This is a genomic window from Arthrobacter sp. ISL-28, from assembly GCF_018613875.1.
Lineage (GTDB): Bacteria > Actinomycetota > Actinomycetes > Actinomycetales > Micrococcaceae > Arthrobacter.
Window position 1 is genome coordinate 22,606 of sequence record NZ_JAGGPJ010000040.1, and the last position, 18,867, is coordinate 41,472.

An 18,867-nucleotide genomic window follows, 5' to 3' on the forward strand; every position below is an offset into this window, starting at 1 on the left:
ACATGAATACCACCCCCACCCAGCAGCTCTCCGACGCCGGCGTTTCCATCTGGCTCGATGACCTCTCCCGCGGCCGCCTCAAGACCGGCACGCTGCAGAAGCTGATCGAAGAGAAGAACGTTGTGGGTGTCACCACGAACCCCTCCATCTTCCACGCCGCGATAACCACCGGCCACGACTACGACGCCGTCATCGCCAAGGAGGCAGCGGCCGGCGCATCCATCGAGGACACCATCTTCGAGATCACCACCACCGACGTCGCCGACGCCTGCGACCTGTTCGCCCCGGTCGCCGCTGCGACCAATGGTGTTGACGGCCGCGTCTCCATCGAGGTTGACCCGCGCCTGGCCTGGGACACCGCCGGCACCATCGCCGAGGCCAAGCACCTGTACAAGAAGGTCAACAAGGACAACGTCCTGATCAAGATCCCCGCGACCCTTGAAGGCCTCGAGGCCATCACGGCCACCCTCGCCGAGGGCATCAGCGTCAACGTGACCCTGATCTTCTCCCTCGAGCGCTACCGCGCGGTCATCAACGCTTTCCAGTGCGGCCTGGAGCAGGCCAGAGACAACGGCCACGATCTGTCCAAGATCCACTCCGTCGCCTCGTTCTTCGTCTCCCGCGTGGACACCGAGATCGACAAGCGCCTCAACGCCATCGGCACCGAGGAAGCCAAGGCCCTCAAGGGCAAGGCCGGCCTGGCCAACGCACGCCTGGCCTACCAGGTCTACGAAGAGCAGTTCGCTACCGAGCGCTGGGCCGTCCTGGCCGAGGCCGGCGCCCTGCCGCAGCGTCCGCTGTGGGCTTCGACCGGCGTGAAGGACCCGGCATACCCGGACACCCTCTACGTCACCGAACTCGTCGCACCCGGTGTCGTGAACACCATGCCCGGAAAGACCCTGGACGCCACCTTCGACCACGGCGTCATCACCGGCGACACCGTGACCGGCACCTATAAAGAAGCCAACGCCACGCTCAACGCCCTGGAAAACCTCGGGGTCTCCTACAACGACGTCGTCGCGCTCCTCGAATCCGAAGGCCTCGACAAGTTCGTCGCCAGCTGGAAGGAACTGCTGGCCGACGTCGAAGGTGCCCTCGCCTCCGCACGGAAGCGCTGACCTGCATTCTCTGCCAGCGGCTTGCTCAGCAGAGAATCGCGAGCACCAACCTAGGAAGCAAAGCGTCATACAGCAGTAAAGGAAACACTCATGAAAGGCGCAAGAACGCGGGAACGCCACTGGCGGCAACTGTACCCAGGCCAGAAAGTAAGGCTTACAGGGGCAGGCGGAGATCAATACCAGGGTGTTGTTGACGCACGCACCGATGACGGCGCCTTCGTCTGGGTTCTCACGGTGGGAAGCGGACGAAAACTCTTTCACGTTGACGACGGCTTCGATGCAGCACCGGAATCCTAGCAACATGCCCAAGACACATGGCACTCCTGGGGGCCGCCAGCGATACCGCTGCCGTGATCGAACTTTGAACAGACAGCACACCAACTAAAGAGAGCCCACTGAATGTCGATAGCCGTAACAGCCCTTTTTACGCCTAAGGAAGGGGCATTTGACCAGGTCGTAGGTGCCCTCCGCCCAGCAATTGCCGAAGTGCACCAGGAGCCGGGCTGCCTGCTCTATGCCATCCACGAATCACCGGACGGCCAGATTCTCATGATTGAGAAGTGGGAATCGGCCGAGCTGCTCGATGAGCACGAGGCAGGGGCAGCAGTTAAACGCCTCAACACCGCACTCAAAGGGCTGCTGCAAAAACCGGTTGAAGTCACACGGCTAAAGGCTCTCCCAGCAGGAAACCCCAGCCAGGGAGAACTCTGAGTGCCTCACCAAAGGGCCCTGGCGGACAACAGGATTGTCCCACCCGAAGCCCCACGTACAACAGCCGCCAAACGACTCAAGGCTGCACATCAACACTTTGGAGAAAGTTATGAATGAAATCACTGGTGCCCACTCTGGGCGCACGCCGCTTATTGCCGGCAACTGGAAGATGAACATGGACCATGCCCAGGGCAGCAGCCTGCTGCAACACCTGGCCGAGGCCCTTTCTGAGGCAAAGCACGGTTACGGCCGGGTGGAAGTTGCAGTCTTTCCGCCCTTTACCACTCTGAGCGCCGTGCAAACCCTGATCCAGGATGATGGATTGGACCTGGTCACCGGCGGACAGGACCTTTCCCAGTTCGACTCAGGCGCCTACACCGGTGACATCAGCGGCCAGTTCCTGGCCAAGCTCGGCTGTAAGTACGTACTCGTGGGTCACAGTGAACGGCGCACCATCCACAGCGAAACCGATGAAACACTCAACGCCAAGGTCCGCGCAGCCTACCGCCACGAGCTCACTCCGGTGCTGTGCGTCGGCGAAGGTCTGGACATCCGGCAGGCCGGCACCCACGTCCAGCACACCCTGGCCCAGCTGCGCGCCGGCGTCGACGGTCTCTCCACCGAGCAGGCCGCCCGGCTCGTGGTTGCCTACGAGCCCGTGTGGGCCATCGGGACCGGGGAAGGCGCCGGCCCGGAAGACGCACAGGAGAAGTGCGGCGCGATCCGCGCCGAACTTGCCAGCCTCTTCGACACGGATGCCGCAGCCAAGACCCGGCTCCTCTATGGCGGCTCGGTCAAGGCAGCCAGCGCCCCAGCCATCTTGAACGAGACCGACGTCGACGGCGTCCTGGTCGGCGGGGCCAGCCTTGATGCCGCTGAATTTGCCAACATCGCAGGTTTCGAGCGCCAACTGGCCGGCTAAACCACATTCTGTTCTCAGACGACCCACCTTGCCGACGGCCCGAGGGGTGCGACGCCGCTTGCACCGCACCCCTCGAAGTCTTCAACCGGCAATTCTTCCTTTCCTGCAGCCTCAGCGCCTCCTTTAGAAAGCACACGACCCCACCCATGACCGCACCACACACAGCCCGTCGCGGCAGCCCGGCACTCCTGGACCGGATCGGCCTGCCCAAGCCCCTCATCTGGGGCTTCGTCGGGCTTCTCCTATTCATGATCGGCGACGGAGTCGAATCCGGGTACATAGCCCCCTTCCTAGTGGCGAACGGGGCCGGGACTGAAACCGGAGCCGCAGTTATCATCACCGCCTACGGACTGATCGTTACGGCGGGCTCATGGCTGGCAGGCGCGCTCTCGGACGTATGGGGACCGCGGCGGGTCATGCTGGCCGGGCTGATCATTTGGGGCGTATTTGAAGTGCTCTTCCTAGCGGTTGCCGTGCCCGCACAGGACTTCGCACTATGCTGATCCTCTACGGCGTCCGTGGATTCGGATACCCCCTGTTCGCGTACGGCTTCCTCGTATGGATCCTGGCCGCAAGCCCGGCGAAGCGTCTCGGCTCCGCTGTCGGCTGGTTCTATTTCGCCTTCACCGGCGGCCTGCCGACGCTCGGCAGTTGAAGCCCCGGCGTGAGCGGCAGCGTCGCGTAGACGCTTCCTCCAGCGGGCTTTTCTAGGGCGGGGTAACCGCCAACACTTTGGAGCTTACAAAAGGCCGGTTATCGGATCTCGGTTTGGCTTGGGGAGAGGCTACACAACGGGGCATTCTCTAACGTCAAAGCAGGCAGGCGGTCCGGTCACCGCCGGCCGGTCCTCGGCGCTTCACGGCTTGGTGCAGTTGCATCTGGACCGCATCGATCAGATCGACGCGACCCTCGCGGCCCTGGACGCCCGCATCGATAGGGTGATGGAACGTTTTCCTTAGCCCGGGAGCTGCTGATGACTGTCCCTGGGATTTTCGAAGAATGTCGCTAACGTCAGCAGCATCGCCGAAGCCGGCGTGGACATGAACGTCTTTGACACTGCGGGCCATGTGGCATCGTGGGCGGGAGTGTCAAAGCCAGAACGAGTCCTGGACGAATCAAGTCACTCAAACCCGACCCGGTGATCGTTACCTCAAAGCCGCACTGGGAATCGCGGCGCTGGCCGTGTCCCGATCAAAAACGACCTATCTCGCCGTGAAATACCGTCGCATTCAGTCCCATGTCGGCGCCCTGCGTGCCGTAGTCGCTCTCCAACACACGCTGCTCGTCATCGTCTGGAACATGCTCCACGACGGAGTCGCTTATGACGCACTCGGCGTCGATCATTTCGACAAAACGAACTCCGAACGCGCCAAGAAACGCCTCCAACGCCGAATGGTCTCGCTCTGATTCGAGCCCAAGCTCACCCACTTTCCGCAGGGAGCTCACCTTCGTTTTCTTAGTAGACACATGTGACAGGCCTCATGGCCAAGCTGATCGGCACGCCCAGAATTCGGAGCTTTCTGGCGTCGCGCTTTCTGCTAGGGGCTACATAACCCGTTTCGGCAGGCGTTCGCTACGCCTTCCGGCGGTGGGTTTGAACGGAATCAAACCTCTTAGTGATGAACTCGCTTCAGCTATTAGCCCCCTTTAAGCAGCTCTGGACCTGTCGATGCTTCCAAGATCCGGGTCAAGGGGATTGCTGAGGCGGGATGAGAGGTGGGGACGGTGGCGCCGCCCCACCAGATTCTGTTTTCGCCTGCCGAGATCAGGAAATCATGGTCGGGACCGGCGTTGACGGTTTGGTCTTGGTGGACAGTGCCCAGACGGCGGCCATGGACAGAGCCGACACAACCAGGGGAAGACCGAAGAGCATGAAGATGTTCTCTGCCTTCCATTCTCCGGCCAGCAGGTAGCCGACGACGATGGGGGAAACGATTGAGACCAGCCGCCCGATACCGACCATCCAGCCTACGCCCGTCCCCCGAAGCGCCGGCGGGAACAAGGCCGGGGTGGTGGCATAGAAGCCCGCCACGTTTGCTGAGGTGACCAGACCGAGAGCTGCACCGATGACGATGGCTAGGGATGTCTGGGTGAACGTCATCCCGAAGGCGACGTAGATGAGTGCTGAAATCAGCAAGGACCCGAGCAGCAGGTGGCGACTGCGCAGGAAGGCGGCAAGGATGCTGAAGATGAAGCAGCCAATGATGCCGCCGAAGTTCACGACCAGTCCCATCGTTACGCCCAGGTTATCGTCGCCCGAGGAGGTGGCGATGAGCTTGGGCGTCCAGGTGCTCGCGAAGTAGTAGGCAGCGATCATGAGGCCGTAGCCGACCCAGAGCAGGACCGTCTGGGCTGCCATGCGCCCGGTCAGCAGGTCCTTGATACCGCGCCCGGTCTGCTGGTCCTGGGGAAGCTCGGGAAGGGCACTGAGAGCGGGCCGCCGCATTTGGACGAGGATGGCGTTTACTTGGGCGAGAGCGTTGCGTGGGCGCTTGCTGACCAGATAGTCCAGGGATTCGGGAAGGAAACGCCACGTCACTGCGAGCATCAGGATGCTGGCTGATGCGCCAACAACGAACACTGAGCGCCAGCCGAACTGCGGGATCAGTGGTCCCGCGATGAAGCCGCCCAGGGTTGCACCGATAGCGAATCCGGCCGTGTACAGCCCGAAGATACTCCCCCGGCGCTTGTCCGATGAATATTCCGAGACGAAGACATTAAGGTTAGCGATCATGCCTCCGATGCCGAGACCGGCCAGCACTCTGTAGGCAATGAGTTGCACGACGTCGCCAGCGAAGACGGACAAGGTCATGCCGGCGCTGACCAGGATCAGGGCCACCAGCATCATTTTCCGTCGGCCGATCTTGTCCGAGAACGGCGTCAGAAAGAGCGAGCCGGCGGCCATGCCGAAGAGCCCTGAGCTGAGCAGGAAGCCCAACGTCACGGGGTCAAGGCTCCAGCTTTTTGACAGTGCGGGGGCTGCGTAGGCCGCCACCGCGACATCCATGCCGTCTATCATCATCAGAGCAATTGCCACGGCAACGGCACGGATCTGAAGGCGGCTCATTGGTGCCTTGCGGACTTCGTCGAGCAGGTCCATGTTTACGTCCTTGTAAATTGGGTGCACTGACCCGGACAGCCGCGGAAGCGCGGCTGCCAAGTCACAGCATGTTCACTAGGTTGGGGGATGGTTGCGTGCTGGCTGACTTGTGGGTCAGCCCAGCTTGACCCGGACGGGCAGGGATTCCCACGCCCGAAGAGTGTTGTTGTGGTGCCTGCGGGTCGGCCCGGAAATTTCTATGGACGCGATCCGTTTGGACAATGCGTTCAGGATTGTTGCTGCCTCGAGGCGTGCAACATGCTGGCCGACGCATTGATGGATGCCGAAGCCAAAACCGACATGGCCGGAGGGGTCCCGGCTAAGGTCGAACGCGTCCGGGTTCTCCCAGCGGCGCGGATCCCGGTTGGCTGATCCCAGGAACATGAGGATCTTCCTGCCCTCGGGAATGACGGTCCCACCGATTTCGATGTCCCGGGCTGTCGTCCGGAAGAATGTTTGCACGGGTGATTCGAACCGCACGGCCTCGTCAAAGGCGGTGCGGGACAAAGCAGGGTCTTCCCGCAGCCGGGCCCACTGGTCCGGGTTGGTGGCGAACGCGTAGAGGACGGCGGCCAGGCCGTTGACCGTCGTGTCGACTCCCGCCGTGAGCAGGGACCGTATGATCAAAGGCGCCTGAGCTTCGGTGATGTCTCCCCTGTCGGCCGCGGCCCAGATCTGCGCGCCGAATCCGTCCGGGGTGAGTACATCGCGGGCGCATTTGGTGGCTATTGAGGCGGAGAGCTCGGCGACACGTGGTGCGCCTTTGGCGACGAGCTCGTTCGGCGGGCCGAAGGCGTTGAAGACGTGGTCTCCGTAGGGCAGGAGATGCTCCCGGCCGTCCTTGGGGATGCCCACGGCATCGGGAAAGACCCGAAGGGGAAACGCTGCGGCCAGATCTGTGACCGCGTCGAATTCTGTGCCCTTCGCCAGCAGGTCTTCAACGAGTTCCTCTGCGTCGGCGGCCCAGGCATCGGCGAGCCCGCGTATTTCGCGCGGGCCGAGGATCTTGGTGAGGACCGCCCGGGGGGCGTCGTGGTGTGGAGGGTCCGCCTCGAGGAGCAGGCTCGGGGGGCGCCAAGGTTTTTCGTAACGGAAATTGCTCAGCCCAACGCCCGCTGCTGACTGGAAGGTCTGCCAGTCTGTCAGGGCTGCGTGCACTTCGTCATAGCGGCCCATGGCATAGACGTCGTACTTTCTCAGGTAGACAACGGGGCCTGCGGCGCGGAGCTCAGCCTGGAATGGGAGCGGATCCTCAAGAATGTCGTAGCTGAAGGGGTCGGCGTCGCTTAGGGGCGCGTCAATCGTGGAAAGCGGAGCGGTCATTTGTGGGGCCTTTCGTCGGGAAGCCGGGTCACAGGTCAAGAACGAGGCGGTCGCTGCAGGAGCGGGACACGCAAGGGAACATGCAGTGCCCGGCCGCCCGGTCGGCGTCGCCCAAGATGGAATCGCGGTGGTCGGGATCCCCGTCAAGGACGGTGACCTCGCAGGTTCCGCACGTGCCTTCCCTGCAGGACGTCAGAACGCTGACCCCCGCGTTCTGGACAGCGTCCAGGATGCTCTGGTCGGGGCGTACGGTCACGGAAAGTCCTGCCCGGGCGAGCTCTACTTCGAAGGCCGTGGCCCGCGCCGGCGCGCCGTGGGCCTTCGCGGCGAAATGCTCCACCCGCAAGAGGCCAACGGGCCAGTCTGCACAGTGGCGTTCTACTGCGGTGAGCAGTCTCTGCGGGCCGCACACATAGACCTTGGTATCAGCTTGCGGGTCCCCGATGAGTTCCTGCAGCCGGCACGGTCCCGACTCGTCTTTTGCCATGACGACCACCCGGTCCCCGTAGGCGGCCAACTCGTCCAGGAAGGCCATGGTGTTCCGGGATCTACCCAGGTAGAGCAGCTTCCACTCCGCGCCCAGCAGGTCGGCCTGCTGGATCATCGGCAACATGGGGGTGATGCCGATGCCTCCGGCGATGAACAGGTACTTTTCGGAGGGCGCGAGGGGAAAATTGTTCCGGGGTCCGCCCAAGGCTACCGTCGTTCCCTCGGTCAGCTGCTCATGTATGTAGGCGGAGCCACCTCGTCCCTGGGCTTCATGCAGCACGGCGATGCGGTAGCTGTGGGCATCCCACCGGTCCCCGCAGAGTGAATACTGCCGGTTGATGCCGGAAGGCAAGACAATATCGATGTGTGAGCCGGGTGTCCAGTCCGGCAGCCTGCGCCCCTCGGGATGGTCCAGCGTCAATGCCACCACACCGTCGGCGGCCTTCGTTTTCGCAGTCACGACCAGCTTGACCTGTGACGCGTCAGCTACGTTATTCTTTCCAGTGAACATCTCGGGCTCCTTTGCTCGCCTTGTTCTTGTCCAAGGTTCGCTTTAAGGTGTCGCGGGTCACTACAGAACTCTCAATGGTTGAGAGCGAAAAATTTTGGGGCTACGGGATAGGCGGGGCCGGGTAGGCCATGGCCCGGGAAACTGCAGCCGAGGCGGCCTGAAGGACAGCGATTCGGGATCGGGCAGTTTCGTCGTTGGGCAGGATTATGGCCAGAGCTGCGACCGTGTTACCCGCCGGATCACGAACCGGGACCGCGATGCCCGTGGCTGCGGGATGAATGTGGCCAGCCAGGAAAGCGTAGCCCTGGCGGCGTACCTCCGCCAACGCAGATCTCAGCTGTGACGGCGTGCTGATGGTCTTGTCCGTGTAGACCTTCAGGGGCCGGGCAATAATCCGTTCCTGTTGCGCCGGCGACGCGTACGCCAGCAGCAGTAACCCCGACGACGATGCGTGCAGCGGCAACCTGCCAGCAACGCGGGTGTAGTTGATGACTGCGCCCGGTGCTGTCAGGCGTTCCACGAAGAGCACCTCATCGCCTTCCATAACGCCAAGCTGGATGTGCTGGCCGACAATGGCGTGAAGGTCCTCCATCACAGGCATCGCAGCCTCACGCAGACTCATGGTCGGCGAGGCGCGTGCGACCACCTCCCACATCCGGACCCCGATCCGCACCTTCCGGTCCTCGTCCCGCTGGAGCCAGCCGAAACTGCACAGCTCCTCTACCAAGCGCGAGGCGGTGGCGATGTGAAGCCCTGACCGCTTTGCGATTTCAGAGACGCTTAAAGCGGTATCACCGGGGCTGAAGGCCTCAATAATTCTGACGGCACGGGAAAGTACTGACTCTCCCCCTTGGGTGCGGGGCATGTCCAACAGCTTCCTCGATCGCCGAATCCTTGTCGAACGCAACGCTTTACACCGGGGACCCCCAACCTTGCGGCGGACGCTGGGTCGCCCCCTCCAAGAGGGGAATCGAAATATATAAACCCGGGAACGAGCATTCGATCCCTAGTAGTCAGGATGCCCTGTGACAGCCTCAGCTTGTCCGAAGAAGACAGTTGTCTTGAGCTAGGCTGCTTCAGAGTTTTCGGACAGCGGATTAGTGGTTGCTCTAGGCTGCCGTAGCCGGCTGGCTGCTGGTAACTGCAGTGGACCTCGTTCGGTTGCTGGTATTTGAGGTGCTGAATGGTGTCTGCGGCTGTTGTAGAACGTCCGATGTACGGATTATGTCCTTGCGTCCGCGTTCCTTCGTTCGCTGCGGATTCACGGCCGAACGCATCCAGCCAACCAGAACTTCAACCTCCACACGGCCCGCTTCGTCCCAGGGGACACCGATCAGCTGCAGCACCCGCCACCAGCGCAAGAGATCATTCCCGTAGGAACGCACCGTCAACGGACTCATGTCCGTCAACACGAGATCGCTGAGAAAAACCGAAAACACTCCGATCTCCCGCTCCGCTTCATCGACAACTGCGTACGGCAGCAGGCCCGTCGCGTTCTGGCGGACCGCGCCAATGCGCGGCAATCCGATCTGCCCTTCGATCAACTTCAGCCGCATTTCGTCCACGATGACCACCTCCCGCGAGGCTGCGGATCAGCCTCTAAAGTTCAGTCAACAGGACCGGCCGCGGTTACCGGGCCGCAATACGCGGACGCGCATCCGCAGAAGAGAGCTCCTGATGAACGGAAGCCCGATGATTGAACGCACCGGAACCCACGGCGGATGCCGGATAGTGGTATCCCTGGCCCCGCGTCGCCGCGGCTGCGCGACACGCAACCGCGGCGAATCCCGGGGGCCGATGACGGCGTCCGCCCGGCCGTCAAGGTGCGGCCACCAGCGTCGATCGCAACGTTGACCCGCGTAAACTGGGCGCTCCGGATGGCCATCGTCGCCCGCATGCGCATGGACCCTCAAGTGAGATGAGCCATTTTGTCCACCGCCGCTGCCCTCCTGAGGAGACACCTGACCGGACGTGCCAGATGCGTCGAGGGCCACCGAGGGCGGGGCCGCTCCCCTCGGCCCCCTGTGATGCCCTCAGCTACGCTCGGGAACGAGGACCTTCTCGTAGCTCGATCCGTCGAGTGGGTCTCCGCCGCCGGTGTACCGCGGAGCATACGGATAGGGGTAGATCGGCTGGGTCTGCGTGATCCGCTCGACGCTCAGGTCGAATTTCTCCCCGTCGATGACCTCCGGAGCGACGCCGTCCTCCACCCACGCCATGAGCGCCCTCATCCCTGCGGCAAGCGAGATGCCCGGCCCGAGCGTCATGTGCGAGTGACCGTCGCCCGCGGCTAGGAAGAAGCGGACGTAGTCGCGGGTGGCTTCGACTCCGCCCATCTCACGCAAGACATCCTGGAAATACTCGAGCGGACCCCATGGGGTGATGACCTCGTCGTTGACACCGTGGCTGAGGATCAACTTGTGGCCACTGTCCCGCAGACGGGAGAGGTCGGGGTCGATTGCACCGAACTCTCCGAAACGCTCTGCGGCGTTGTTGAAGTACGCCCCGAAGTTCTCGACTGTTAGTGTGGACCAATCCCACGCCGGGTCACCGGAGTGCCAGACGCCCATCGCTTGCGATATCACGAAAGGGACGGGGAGACGCTCGCCGCCCCCTTCCACGGTGACGGCCACGCCAGTTTGGTGGACGTTCTGGCCCCACGTCTCCGTCGTCAGGACGACACCACCGTACAGTCGAGTCCCGTCAACGTCTCGGGGGCCGTCCCAGATCCGATGCATCACCAGCGCGTCGGTCTCGGTGATCGGCCCGTCGTGGGTGACCCTCCCCACGAGCTGTGACACGTCGAACTCCCATGTTTCGAACACGCCGACCACACCATTGTCTGTGGCCGCAGCGGGATCGAGAGCTTCGGCGGCGGCGTCCCGAAACGCCGAAAGCTTCGCCGGAGACAGGTAGTTGCCGTATTCCTTCATAACCACTAGCGGCCAAAGCTGGCCGATAGCGAGCTTGGCGTAGTTGAGAGCAGGGTCCGCGGCCCACATGCCGTCGAAGTCCTCCGGGTACCGCTGGGCGCTCATCAGCGTCTGGCGGCCACCCCCCGATGTACCTTGGAGGTACGAGTAGCGTGGTGCGGTCCCGTGGATGGCCTGTGTGACGGCCTTACCGACGAGCGCGGTGTGGTGGGTGGCAAGGTGGCTCCAGATCCTGATCAGATCCCAGTCCAGTTCCCCCGTCTCGATGTTGAGACCCCAGTCGGCGAAGCGCGGGTCTTTGTTCCCCCCATCCGATGCCGCCGTCGCGAAGCCGTTGCGGGCGCCACGTGGCAGATTGGCCGCTCTTACGAACTCGGGAAAATACTGCTGCCCGGTGCGGTTTCCGCCGCCGGTGACGGCCAGGAACCTCTGGTTCCAGGCGAGTGGCACCCACACCTCGATGCGCTCGACATGTCCGCCCTCGCTGACCAAGTCGACCTGCACGTCGCAGTAGGGAGGCAGCTCGGTCTCCGGAGGCAGAGGCCCGAACGGGCTCGGTGGTGGCTGGAACACGCCCGCCCGATTGATCGTGGCCGATACGACCGTGGCGCCCGGGATGTCAGCTAGTCCTCGCTGGATCGCATCGGGCGCGCATCGTCGCTCGACGCCGTCGGTCTCTGTCGAACCGTCGGTGGGCATCCAGGTGATCAGTCGGCTTCTGTGTTCATTCATCGAAGTGGCTCCAAACTTCCTTGTCGTGCTCAGTTCTGATTGTGAACTGACCCTAGCGGGGGTCAAGATCGGCCGCAACGGAGGTTTCTGTTGAACGGAAGGGTGGTGCCGCCCGCCCTCGCGCGCTGTCACGATCTCCTCACGCGTTCGGTCGAGCATCAAGGAGGATCGGATGACAACGCATGTGTTCCGCGCAGACGATACCTGCACCGCATGGAAGACCGTGCTGGAGAATTACCACGAGGATCGCAGCGAGCCGCTCGACGGGTACTACTGGTCTGATAAAGACACTTGGAGTCGCGACCGGATCCGTGCGGTGCAGGATGAGAAGATCGCATCTCTCACCCCGTTCCTCTACGAGAACAGCGCGTTCTAGCGCCGTCGGTTCGACCGACTTTGGGTCGCCCCCATCGATGCCCACTCCGTCGAGACGATGATCGCCAACTGGCCCGTCGTCACGAAGCAGGAGATGATGGAGGACGCCCAGCAGAACCCTCCCTACGGCACCTACTCGACCACCGGCGACGCGGACTGGGCGGATCGCGGCTGGATGCTCTTCTCCTCGTCGGGATCTACCGGCACCCCCCGCGTCTTCCGCTACACCCACTTCGATCGGAAGTACTGGGAGCAAGCCAACGCTCGGGCGCTGTACTCTGGGGGGCTCCGCCGCGGCGACAGCGCCTTCCCGATGGTCGGCTTCGGCCCGCACGTCTTCGCGTGGGGCGTGCAGTACGCCCTTCGCAAGATGGGACTACCGGTGATCCCCGGTGGTGGAATGGACGGAAAGGCCCGAGCCGGCGTGGTCGACCGCTTCCGACCGCGTGTGCTTGTGTGCACGCCGTCGTACACGCTCTATCTCGCTCGCACGATGCAGGAGCTCGGGCTCGACCCTGCCACGAGTTCGGTCGAGTGGATCGTGCAGGGAGGAGAGCCTTTCTCCGGAGTCTCGGGCACGATCGAGCGGATCCAGGATCTGTGGGGCGCGACATCGGTCGAGTTCTATGGCTGCACAGAGGCGTCACCCCACTGTGGGGGGTATTCCTGCCCGGAGTATCAGAGCCACGACGAGAACTTCATCCACCTCATGGAGGACATTCAGGTCTGGGAGACTGTAGATCGGGAGACTCTGTCCCCGACCGCCCAGGGCGAGCGTGGCATCTCCGTGTGCACCAACCTCAACTCGGAGAGTTCTCCGCAGCTCCGCTTCCTGAAACCAGCATGAGTACCCGTCATCGAGAGCCTGGAGGATGAGCAGTGTCCGATGATGAGCACTCCACGCCGCAACTGGCAACGCGTCTGAACGAGCCCCGATGCTTCGCGGTCGTGTTCGGACGGTCGAGTCCGACGAGGCACGTCCCGTGGTCGCAGAGTATTTCCACCCGCGTTCTCTCGACGTGTCGGCGCAGAAGCTCGACGCCGAAGTGACCTTCGTGCGATCCGGTCCGATCACGCTGTAACGAATCACCTACGGCTCGGAAATCAACCTCGGGAGCGACTCGCTGGAGAGCGCGTGTCAGGTCGCCATCGCCCTGACCGGCCACGTCACCTCCCACTGGAGCGCGCATTCGTGGAGTCCGAGGTCAGCGCATTGCTCGGGCGCACACCGGCACGTCCTCTCGAGTTCGATCTGGCTCGGCTCCGGTAGGCCCGTCCGGCCGCACCGGCGAATCGCTCAGGCGGGCGAACTCCCGTCGTTCGCGCTGGCGCGCTGGCGCGAGCCCGCGGTGGCTGCCAGATACTCCATCGATTTACGCGAAGAGTTCACGAGAGGTCGGAACCGCCCCCCCGGAGTCGCCCCTGGCGAACCCGCCGGCAGGTAGGCGGCCTGCAGTGCCGAGGTGATCGCGTCGGACGCCGTGCGCAACCCGTGCACGATGGGAGCGATGGGTGAGTTGTCGTTCGGAACGATCGCCGATATCGCAGCGACCACCGACCGACCTGGGCCGAACACCGGGACCGCGACGCCTCGAGCATCCGGGTGAATAAGACCATCGGCCACGGAGTAGCCTCCGTGCCTCACCGAGTGGATCACCCGTCGCAACTCCTCTGCCGATCCGATGGTGTTGTCGGTGAAGCGAGTTAGTGGCGCTGCGATCACCTCGTCTTGGAGTTCTTTCGGCGCATGGGCGAGGAGAACCAGCCCAGAGGATGAGGCGTGCAGAGGCAGCCGTCCGCCGATCAGAGTGATGTTGACCACAGCATCCCGCATCGACAATCTTTCGAGGAAGAGCACCTCGTGACCTTCGAGGATTCCTAGTTGCACGTGCTGCCGGATGGACAAGTGGAGATCCTGAAGATGCGGCATCGCGATCTCTCGCAGCCCCAGCGCGCCCGGAGTACGGCACGCGATCTCCCAGAGCCGGATCCCGAGCCGGTAGGTCTTGTCGTCTCGCCGCTCGAGAAGGCCCTGCCTTTCGAGTTCGGCGACGAGTCGATGAGTCGTGGATAAGCCCAGACCGGTTTTGCGGGCGATTTTGGACAGTGTGAGAAACGGTGCATCCACATCGAAGGCGGTGAGCACCTGCACGTAGCGGCTGAGGATGGACTGGCCGTCGGATCGATTCGCCATGATTCTCCTTCGGACCACGCACACGAAAGTAGCGTAAGCCTAGTCGAGCATGTTTCCGTTCGAAGAAAGCATCTCGATGAACGGAAGTATCCTCGCTCACCCCGACCCTGATGAGTAGCGTCGGTCTCACGAAGTCGAAGGCGACTCAGGAGGTACCGTGAACGAGATAAGCAGTGCCACCCTCGCGGAGCGCACGCCGGGGTCGACCCTCCGGATCGCGACGAGAGAAGTGGCGGCCGAGGGGCTGATCACCTTGGATCTGGAGCGCGCTGACGGCGGCCGGCTCCCCGATTCGACGCCGGGAGCGCACATCGATGTCATGCTCGGCAATGGTCTCACCCGCCAGTACTCGCTGTGCGGCGACCCCCGCGACGCCCATCGCTATCGCGTGGCGGTGCTGCGTGAGCCGGACGGCCGCGGCGGCTCGGCTTCCATCCACGACGAGTTGACCGTCGGTTCAACGGTGGGGCTCGGTGGCCCGCGGAACAACTTCGCGATCGTGCCGTCGAACCGCTACAAGTTCATTGCGGGGGGCGTGGGCATCACTCCGATCCTGCCGATGATCGTCGCGGCCGATCAGCTCGGTGCGAGCTGGGAATTGCTCTACCTCGGTCGGCGACGGGAGACGATGGCGTTTCTGGACGACCTGGTCCGTTATGGCGACAGGGTAACCATACATACCTCCGCCGATTCTGGCCGCGCCGACCTCGCCGCTTGGATTGGCGCGACCGATCCAGATACCAAGGTCTTCGTCTGCGGCCCGACCGGACTGCTCGATGAGGTCGAAGCTTCAACCATATCGTGGCGCACCGGATGGGTGCGTCTGGAACGATTCCAGGCCGCGAGGCACCCCGCACCGGTCCGCACAGCGCCCTTCGAGATCGAGCTCGCGCGCACAGGCCGACTCGTCACCGTCAATCCGGATGTCACGGTGGCCGAAGCCATCCGCGACGCCGGCGCCACCGTGCTCACCTCGTGCGGTCAAGGCGTCTGCGGCACCTGTGAGGTCTCGTTGCTCGCCGGCGAGGCAGACCACCGGGACGCCATTCTCGATGACTCGGAGCGCCAGGCACAGAATTGCATGTTCGTCTGCCTGTCCCGGGCACTCACAGACCGACTCGTCCTCGACGCGTGAATCTGGATCCGGCGCCGCTGAGGGCCGGATGCATCCGCTGTCACGACAACGACCGTTACGACCAGATAGGACTCGATCATGAGCATCGCCGCACCTGTTCACAGCCCGTCCCTCCCCGTCAGCGATGAGGATCCCTTCTCCGAGGAGATCCTGAACGATCCGCTGCCGTTTCAGGAGCGCCTGCGCGACGCAGGTGCTGTCGTGCTCTTGGAGAAATACGGCACCTACGCAATGGGCCGTTACGACACCGTTGAGTTCGCGCTCCGCAATTGGCCGGAGTTCCAGTCGGGGGCCGGAGTCGGCCTGAGCAACTTTCGATTCGAGAAACCTTGGCGGCCACCGAGCCTGCTCCTCGAGGCGGATCCACCGCATCACAATGCGCCTCGCGCGGCGCTGGCTAAGATCTTGAGCCCTCGTTCGCTGAACCGGCTCGCTCCCGCCTGGCGTGATGATGCAGACAAGCTTATCGACAAAGTCATCTCGTCGGGTCTCGAGTTCGATGGCGTCGAGGCTCTGTCGGAGCAGTTCCCACTCCGCGTCTTTCCTGATGCAGTGGGCCTGCGCCAGGACGGGCGCGACCTCCTGCTGCCCTACGGCGATCACCTCTTCAATGCCTTCGGCCCTGAGAACTTTCTCACCGCGAAGGGGGCGCCGCGTGCAGGCGAGCTCTCGGCGGCCGTGAACGCCATGTGTGCCCGGGACCAGCTAGCAGAGACGGGTCTTGGCGCCGATGTCTGGGCCGCCGCGGACCGAGGAGACATCACCGAGGCGCAGGCGCCCCTGATCGTTCGCTCCCTGCTCTCCGCAGGCATCGATACGACCGTGCATGGGGTGGGCTCGGTGCTGTACTACTTCGCGACCAATCCGGAGCAATGGGAGGCGGTCAAAGCCGACCCCGGCCTCGTCCGCACGGCGTTCGATGAGGCCGTGCGGCTGGAGTCCCCGGTGCAGACTTTCTTCAGAACAGCGACGACCGATGTCGTGGTCGACGGCGTCACCATCCCCGACGGACAGAAGATCCTCATGTTCCTCGGCTCGGCCAACCACGATCCGCGTCGGTGGGAGAACCCGGACGCCTTCGATCTCACGCGCGATCCCTCCGGGCACGTAGGCTTCGGCATGGGCGTCCATCAGTGCATCGGGCAGCACGTCGCGCGACTCGAAGCGGCCACGCTGCTGCTAGCAATGATCGAACGAATCGATACGATCGAACTGACCGACGCGCCCAGCCGACACCTCAACAACACACTCCGGGCGTGGGAGACACTCCCGCTGAGGATCACCCTGAAGTGATGCCCGAAACGGCACCTGGGCTCTCGTGGGGCATAAAGACCAGCTTTCTGAAATACGTCTTTGAGGCAGCGGGGGGCGCTCATTTCGCGTCAGGCATGAGTCAGACCGAGGACGGACGCTATTTCTGGCCGCTGACTGCAACGACCGTGCTCGGCGACACGGTCGTTGCGGAATTCTCGGGGAGCTTGAGAATCATCGGGCACGGAGGATCGCTTGACCTCGAACTGACTGGCTTGCGCCTCACCATCACAGAGGCGGAGGGCGGGACGCTGTCGGCGATCGATCTCGAGGCGGGAGGATCGCGATTTGTCCTGGCACGCCTCAGGACTCCCCATCCGGCGGCCGTTACCCCTGGCATTCGTGAAGTGTTCGAGACATCCCTTGATGAAGAAGGCAAGTTCTTCTTCAATGACAACTACCCTGTCGGTACTCATCTCGAGCCCCTCACCGTGCAATGGTGAGATCGAGGGACGACCTCAGTTGAGGGGCATCACTACCGTGTTCCGGCGCAGTCTCGAATCCAGCCAAGTACTGAATGGCACGCCACAGCGTTGGGGTGGCGTGCCGGTGCCCGGCAGACCCGGGTTGGTCAGACCTACCGCTCGACGCGCGCCCCTCATCGTGCGGTGTCCAGAGAGGTGACACCTTCGGAACGCCTCTGTATGCCCCAAATGCGCCGACGGATGAACCTGCTGCTGACGAGCCCGTGAAACAACGTTCTCGGCTAGATCGTCACCATGCCTGCGGCGCGGAGTTGCCGGCTCCATGCCTGGGTGGCGACCTGCACGGCGTCCCACGGGGAGCCGAGCGGGGGTGTGTAGGAGAGGTCGAGGTCGCTCATTGCGTCGACGGTCATGCCGTGGTGCAGGGCGGTGGCGTAGGTGTCGACCCGTTTGGCGATCTCGGCACCGCGGGCGCCGAGGAGCTGCGCGCCGAGGAGGAGTCCGGTGTCGGTGTCGCCGGTGATGCGGATGCTCAGCGGCTTCACCCCTGGATAGTACGCCTTGTGGTCGTCCGCGATCGCGGTTCCGCTGCGGGGTGTAGCCGGCGGCGACGGCTTCGTGGTCGCGGAGGCCGGTGCGTGCGGCGACGAGGTCCAAGAATATGGGCGCTGGCCACTACATGCGAACGCACGCTGATTTCTACGACAACGGGGGAATTGCTGCGTGGACTAGGACTGAATCGGTAACTTGGTTTGGCGGCTACGTCGGGACGGTAGCCGTGATTGTCTACGACAAGAACGGTTTCTTCATAGACGCTACTCCTGTGCAAGCCTTCGGCGTAAACGGCACAGCCTGGGGTGGTAGCGACCGAACCGACACCTGGTATCACACGTGGGATGCCGAATTCGCGGCGCGGGCTGCCGGTGGTACGTTGCTCGCCGTTCATAGTTGGAGGTTCGACGCCAGGGCTTTGGTGAAGGCTGCAGAGGCAGCTAAGACTCTGGTAGCGGCCTTGGCAATCGTCGCGTAGGGGGCAATGCCGACAAGGCGACGCATGCCTTTGTTACGTTGGTGGGGGCCAACGGCTCAGTGCCCGTTAGCCGGTCGGCGGATTCAGGCGGTCATTGCAACAGGAGGTTTTCGATCAGTTCGATCGGTTTCCTGAACTCTAGTCTTTTGCGCGGCCGGTCGTTGAGTTCCTGGGCAACCCAGTCGAGGTCTGCGGCGCTGTGGATGCTCAGGTCCGTGCCCTTGGGGAAATACTGGCGCAGCAGGCCATTGGTGTTTTCATTGATGCCGCGCTGCCAGGGCGAGTGCGGGTCGCAGAAGTAGATCTCGATGCCGGTGTCGATCTTCATGGTTTTCCAGTCCTGCATCTCGATGCCCTGATCCCAGGTCAGGGAATGCCGCAGCGACTCAGGGAGCGTCTTGATCTTCGCGGCCAGCGCATCACGCATCTGCTCGGCCTTGTACCCGTCCGGCAGGTGCACGAGCATCGTGTAATTGGTGGTCCGCTCGACCAGCGTCCCGATCGCGGACTGATTTCCCTTGCCGATTATTAAATCCCCTTCCTTACGGTGTTGTTGTG

General features: G+C 63.1%; 22 protein-coding genes and 1 pseudogene. 13 read left to right on the top strand and 10 right to left on the bottom strand.

The window, feature by feature from the left end; translation table 11 throughout:
- Positions 1–2: 2 nt before the first annotated feature.
- From tal to J7E80_RS21435, 7 genes are all read left to right on the top strand, one after another.
- Positions 3–1,118 (top strand): transaldolase, encoded by a 1,116-nt coding sequence (gene tal, locus J7E80_RS21405; RefSeq protein ID WP_215054226.1) that lies wholly within the window; start codon positions 3–5, stop codon positions 1,116–1,118.
- A gap of 90 nt (positions 1,119–1,208) precedes the next feature.
- Positions 1,209–1,415 carry a hypothetical protein gene (locus J7E80_RS21410; RefSeq protein WP_215054227.1) on the top strand — a complete coding sequence of 69 codons (207 nt, stop codon included), beginning with the start codon at positions 1,209–1,211 and terminating at the stop codon, positions 1,413–1,415.
- Between the two features lie 102 nt (positions 1,416–1,517).
- Positions 1,518–1,829, top strand: a complete 312-nt coding sequence (locus tag J7E80_RS21415) for a putative quinol monooxygenase (RefSeq protein WP_215054228.1) — start codon at positions 1,518–1,520, stop codon at positions 1,827–1,829.
- 109 nt (positions 1,830–1,938) lie between these two features.
- Complete coding sequence (tpiA, locus tag J7E80_RS21420; RefSeq protein ID WP_215054229.1) at positions 1,939–2,751, top strand: triose-phosphate isomerase; 813 nt, start codon at positions 1,939–1,941, stop codon at positions 2,749–2,751.
- Between the two features lie 146 nt (positions 2,752–2,897).
- The gene (locus tag J7E80_RS21425) at positions 2,898–3,254 is read left to right on the top strand and encodes an MFS transporter (protein WP_215054230.1); all 357 of its coding nucleotides are present in this window, start codon (positions 2,898–2,900) and stop codon (positions 3,252–3,254) included.
- A complete protein-coding gene (locus J7E80_RS21430) occupies positions 3,248–3,406 on the top strand; it encodes a hypothetical protein (protein ID WP_215054231.1) in 159 nt (52 codons plus the stop codon). The genes J7E80_RS21425 and J7E80_RS21430 overlap by 7 nt, the downstream gene beginning before the upstream one ends.
- A gap of 527 nt (positions 3,407–3,933) precedes the next feature.
- Entirely contained in the window at positions 3,934–4,158 is a 225-nt protein-coding gene (locus J7E80_RS21435) for a hypothetical protein (RefSeq protein WP_215054232.1), read from the top strand.
- Positions 4,159–4,516: 358 nt separating this feature from the next.
- Here the strand turns inward: J7E80_RS21435 and J7E80_RS21440 are convergent, their stop codons facing one another.
- From J7E80_RS21440 to J7E80_RS21465, 6 genes are all read right to left on the bottom strand, one after another.
- On the bottom strand, positions 4,517–5,851 hold the full coding sequence (locus tag J7E80_RS21440; RefSeq protein WP_215054233.1) for an MFS transporter: 1,335 nt from the start codon (positions 5,849–5,851) through the stop codon (positions 4,517–4,519).
- 114 nt (positions 5,852–5,965) lie between these two features.
- On the bottom strand, positions 5,966–7,174 hold the full coding sequence (locus J7E80_RS21445) for a cytochrome P450 (RefSeq protein ID WP_215054234.1): 1,209 nt from the start codon (positions 7,172–7,174) through the stop codon (positions 5,966–5,968).
- A 28-nt stretch (positions 7,175–7,202) separates the two neighbouring features.
- Positions 7,203–8,174, bottom strand: a complete 972-nt coding sequence (locus tag J7E80_RS21450) for a PDR/VanB family oxidoreductase (RefSeq protein WP_215054235.1) — start codon at positions 8,172–8,174, stop codon at positions 7,203–7,205.
- A gap of 100 nt (positions 8,175–8,274) precedes the next feature.
- The gene (locus J7E80_RS21455) at positions 8,275–9,039 is read right to left on the bottom strand and encodes an IclR family transcriptional regulator (protein WP_215054236.1); all 765 of its coding nucleotides are present in this window, start codon (positions 9,037–9,039) and stop codon (positions 8,275–8,277) included.
- 244 nt (positions 9,040–9,283) lie between these two features.
- Positions 9,284–9,739 (bottom strand): hypothetical protein, encoded by a 456-nt coding sequence (locus tag J7E80_RS21460; RefSeq protein WP_215054237.1) that lies wholly within the window; start codon positions 9,737–9,739, stop codon positions 9,284–9,286.
- A gap of 468 nt (positions 9,740–10,207) precedes the next feature.
- Positions 10,208–11,839 (bottom strand): tannase/feruloyl esterase family alpha/beta hydrolase, encoded by a 1,632-nt coding sequence (locus tag J7E80_RS21465; protein WP_215054238.1) that lies wholly within the window; start codon positions 11,837–11,839, stop codon positions 10,208–10,210.
- 172 nt (positions 11,840–12,011) lie between these two features.
- On the opposite strand from J7E80_RS21465, the gene J7E80_RS21470 reads away from it, so the two are divergent.
- Together J7E80_RS21470 and J7E80_RS21475 are read left to right on the top strand one after the other, a co-directional pair.
- A complete protein-coding gene (locus J7E80_RS21470) occupies positions 12,012–12,215 on the top strand; it encodes a hypothetical protein (protein WP_215054239.1) in 204 nt (67 codons plus the stop codon).
- Between the two features lie 57 nt (positions 12,216–12,272).
- Positions 12,273–13,061: a phenylacetate--CoA ligase family protein gene (locus J7E80_RS21475; RefSeq protein WP_215054240.1), complete on the top strand. Its 789-nt coding sequence runs from the start codon at positions 12,273–12,275 to the stop codon at positions 13,059–13,061.
- Between the two features lie 450 nt (positions 13,062–13,511).
- Here the strand turns inward: J7E80_RS21475 and J7E80_RS21480 are convergent, their stop codons facing one another.
- Positions 13,512–14,408, bottom strand: coding sequence for an IclR family transcriptional regulator (locus J7E80_RS21480; RefSeq protein ID WP_215054241.1), 897 nt, complete (start codon positions 14,406–14,408; stop codon positions 13,512–13,514).
- Positions 14,409–14,565: 157 nt separating this feature from the next.
- On the opposite strand from J7E80_RS21480, the gene J7E80_RS24485 reads away from it, so the two are divergent.
- From J7E80_RS24485 to J7E80_RS21495, 3 genes are all read left to right on the top strand, one after another.
- On the top strand, positions 14,566–15,543 hold the full coding sequence (locus J7E80_RS24485; RefSeq protein WP_215054242.1) for a PDR/VanB family oxidoreductase: 978 nt from the start codon (positions 14,566–14,568) through the stop codon (positions 15,541–15,543).
- A 78-nt stretch (positions 15,544–15,621) separates the two neighbouring features.
- Entirely contained in the window at positions 15,622–16,836 is a 1,215-nt protein-coding gene (locus J7E80_RS21490; RefSeq protein ID WP_215054243.1) for a cytochrome P450, read from the top strand.
- A complete protein-coding gene (locus J7E80_RS21495; protein ID WP_215054244.1) occupies positions 16,836–17,297 on the top strand; it encodes an HtaA domain-containing protein in 462 nt (153 codons plus the stop codon). Before J7E80_RS21490 ends, J7E80_RS21495 begins: the two co-directional genes overlap by 1 nt.
- 37 nt (positions 17,298–17,334) lie before the next feature.
- Here J7E80_RS21495 and J7E80_RS24075 read toward each other — a convergent pair.
- Together J7E80_RS24075 and J7E80_RS21500 are read right to left on the bottom strand one after the other, a co-directional pair.
- Positions 17,335–17,450 (bottom strand): annotated as a pseudogene (locus J7E80_RS24075) (cupin); the annotation flags it as partial.
- 110 nt (positions 17,451–17,560) lie between these two features.
- On the bottom strand, positions 17,561–17,824 hold the full coding sequence (locus tag J7E80_RS21500) for a hypothetical protein (RefSeq protein WP_311380909.1): 264 nt from the start codon (positions 17,822–17,824) through the stop codon (positions 17,561–17,563).
- Between the two features lie 116 nt (positions 17,825–17,940).
- Between J7E80_RS21500 and J7E80_RS21505 the strand changes: the two genes are divergently transcribed.
- Positions 17,941–18,309, top strand: coding sequence for a hypothetical protein (locus J7E80_RS21505; protein ID WP_215054245.1), 369 nt, complete (start codon positions 17,941–17,943; stop codon positions 18,307–18,309).
- A 91-nt stretch (positions 18,310–18,400) separates the two neighbouring features.
- Here J7E80_RS21505 and J7E80_RS21510 read toward each other — a convergent pair.
- The coding region (locus tag J7E80_RS21510; RefSeq protein ID WP_215054246.1) for an IS30 family transposase at positions 18,401–18,867 on the bottom strand (467 nt) is incomplete at its 5' end.

Coding starts and splice junctions, on each gene's coding strand:
- tal (WP_215054226.1), top strand. CDS start 3: ATGAATACCACCCCCACCCAGCAGCTCTCCGACGCCGGCGTTTCCATC.
- J7E80_RS21410 (WP_215054227.1), top strand. CDS start 1,209: ATGAAAGGCGCAAGAACGCGGGAACGCCACTGGCGGCAACTGTACCCA.
- J7E80_RS21415 (WP_215054228.1), top strand. CDS start 1,518: ATGTCGATAGCCGTAACAGCCCTTTTTACGCCTAAGGAAGGGGCATTT.
- tpiA (WP_215054229.1), top strand. CDS start 1,939: ATGAATGAAATCACTGGTGCCCACTCTGGGCGCACGCCGCTTATTGCC.
- J7E80_RS21425 (WP_215054230.1), top strand. CDS start 2,898: ATGACCGCACCACACACAGCCCGTCGCGGCAGCCCGGCACTCCTGGAC.
- J7E80_RS21430 (WP_215054231.1), top strand. CDS start 3,248: ATGCTGATCCTCTACGGCGTCCGTGGATTCGGATACCCCCTGTTCGCG.
- J7E80_RS21440 (WP_215054233.1), bottom strand. CDS start 5,851: ATGGACCTGCTCGACGAAGTCCGCAAGGCACCAATGAGCCGCCTTCAG.
- J7E80_RS21445 (WP_215054234.1), bottom strand. CDS start 7,174: ATGACCGCTCCGCTTTCCACGATTGACGCGCCCCTAAGCGACGCCGAC.
- J7E80_RS21450 (WP_215054235.1), bottom strand. CDS start 8,174: ATGTTCACTGGAAAGAATAACGTAGCTGACGCGTCACAGGTCAAGCTG.
- J7E80_RS21455 (WP_215054236.1), bottom strand. CDS start 9,039: ATGCCCCGCACCCAAGGGGGAGAGTCAGTACTTTCCCGTGCCGTCAGA.
- J7E80_RS21465 (WP_215054238.1), bottom strand. CDS start 11,839: ATGAATGAACACAGAAGCCGACTGATCACCTGGATGCCCACCGACGGT.
- J7E80_RS21470 (WP_215054239.1), top strand. CDS start 12,012: ATGACAACGCATGTGTTCCGCGCAGACGATACCTGCACCGCATGGAAG.
- J7E80_RS21475 (WP_215054240.1), top strand. CDS start 12,273: ATGATCGCCAACTGGCCCGTCGTCACGAAGCAGGAGATGATGGAGGAC.
- J7E80_RS21480 (WP_215054241.1), bottom strand. CDS start 14,408: ATGGCGAATCGATCCGACGGCCAGTCCATCCTCAGCCGCTACGTGCAG.
- J7E80_RS21490 (WP_215054243.1), top strand. CDS start 15,622: ATGAGCATCGCCGCACCTGTTCACAGCCCGTCCCTCCCCGTCAGCGAT.
- J7E80_RS21495 (WP_215054244.1), top strand. CDS start 16,836: ATGCCCGAAACGGCACCTGGGCTCTCGTGGGGCATAAAGACCAGCTTT.
- J7E80_RS21505 (WP_215054245.1), top strand. CDS start 17,941: ATGGGCGCTGGCCACTACATGCGAACGCACGCTGATTTCTACGACAAC.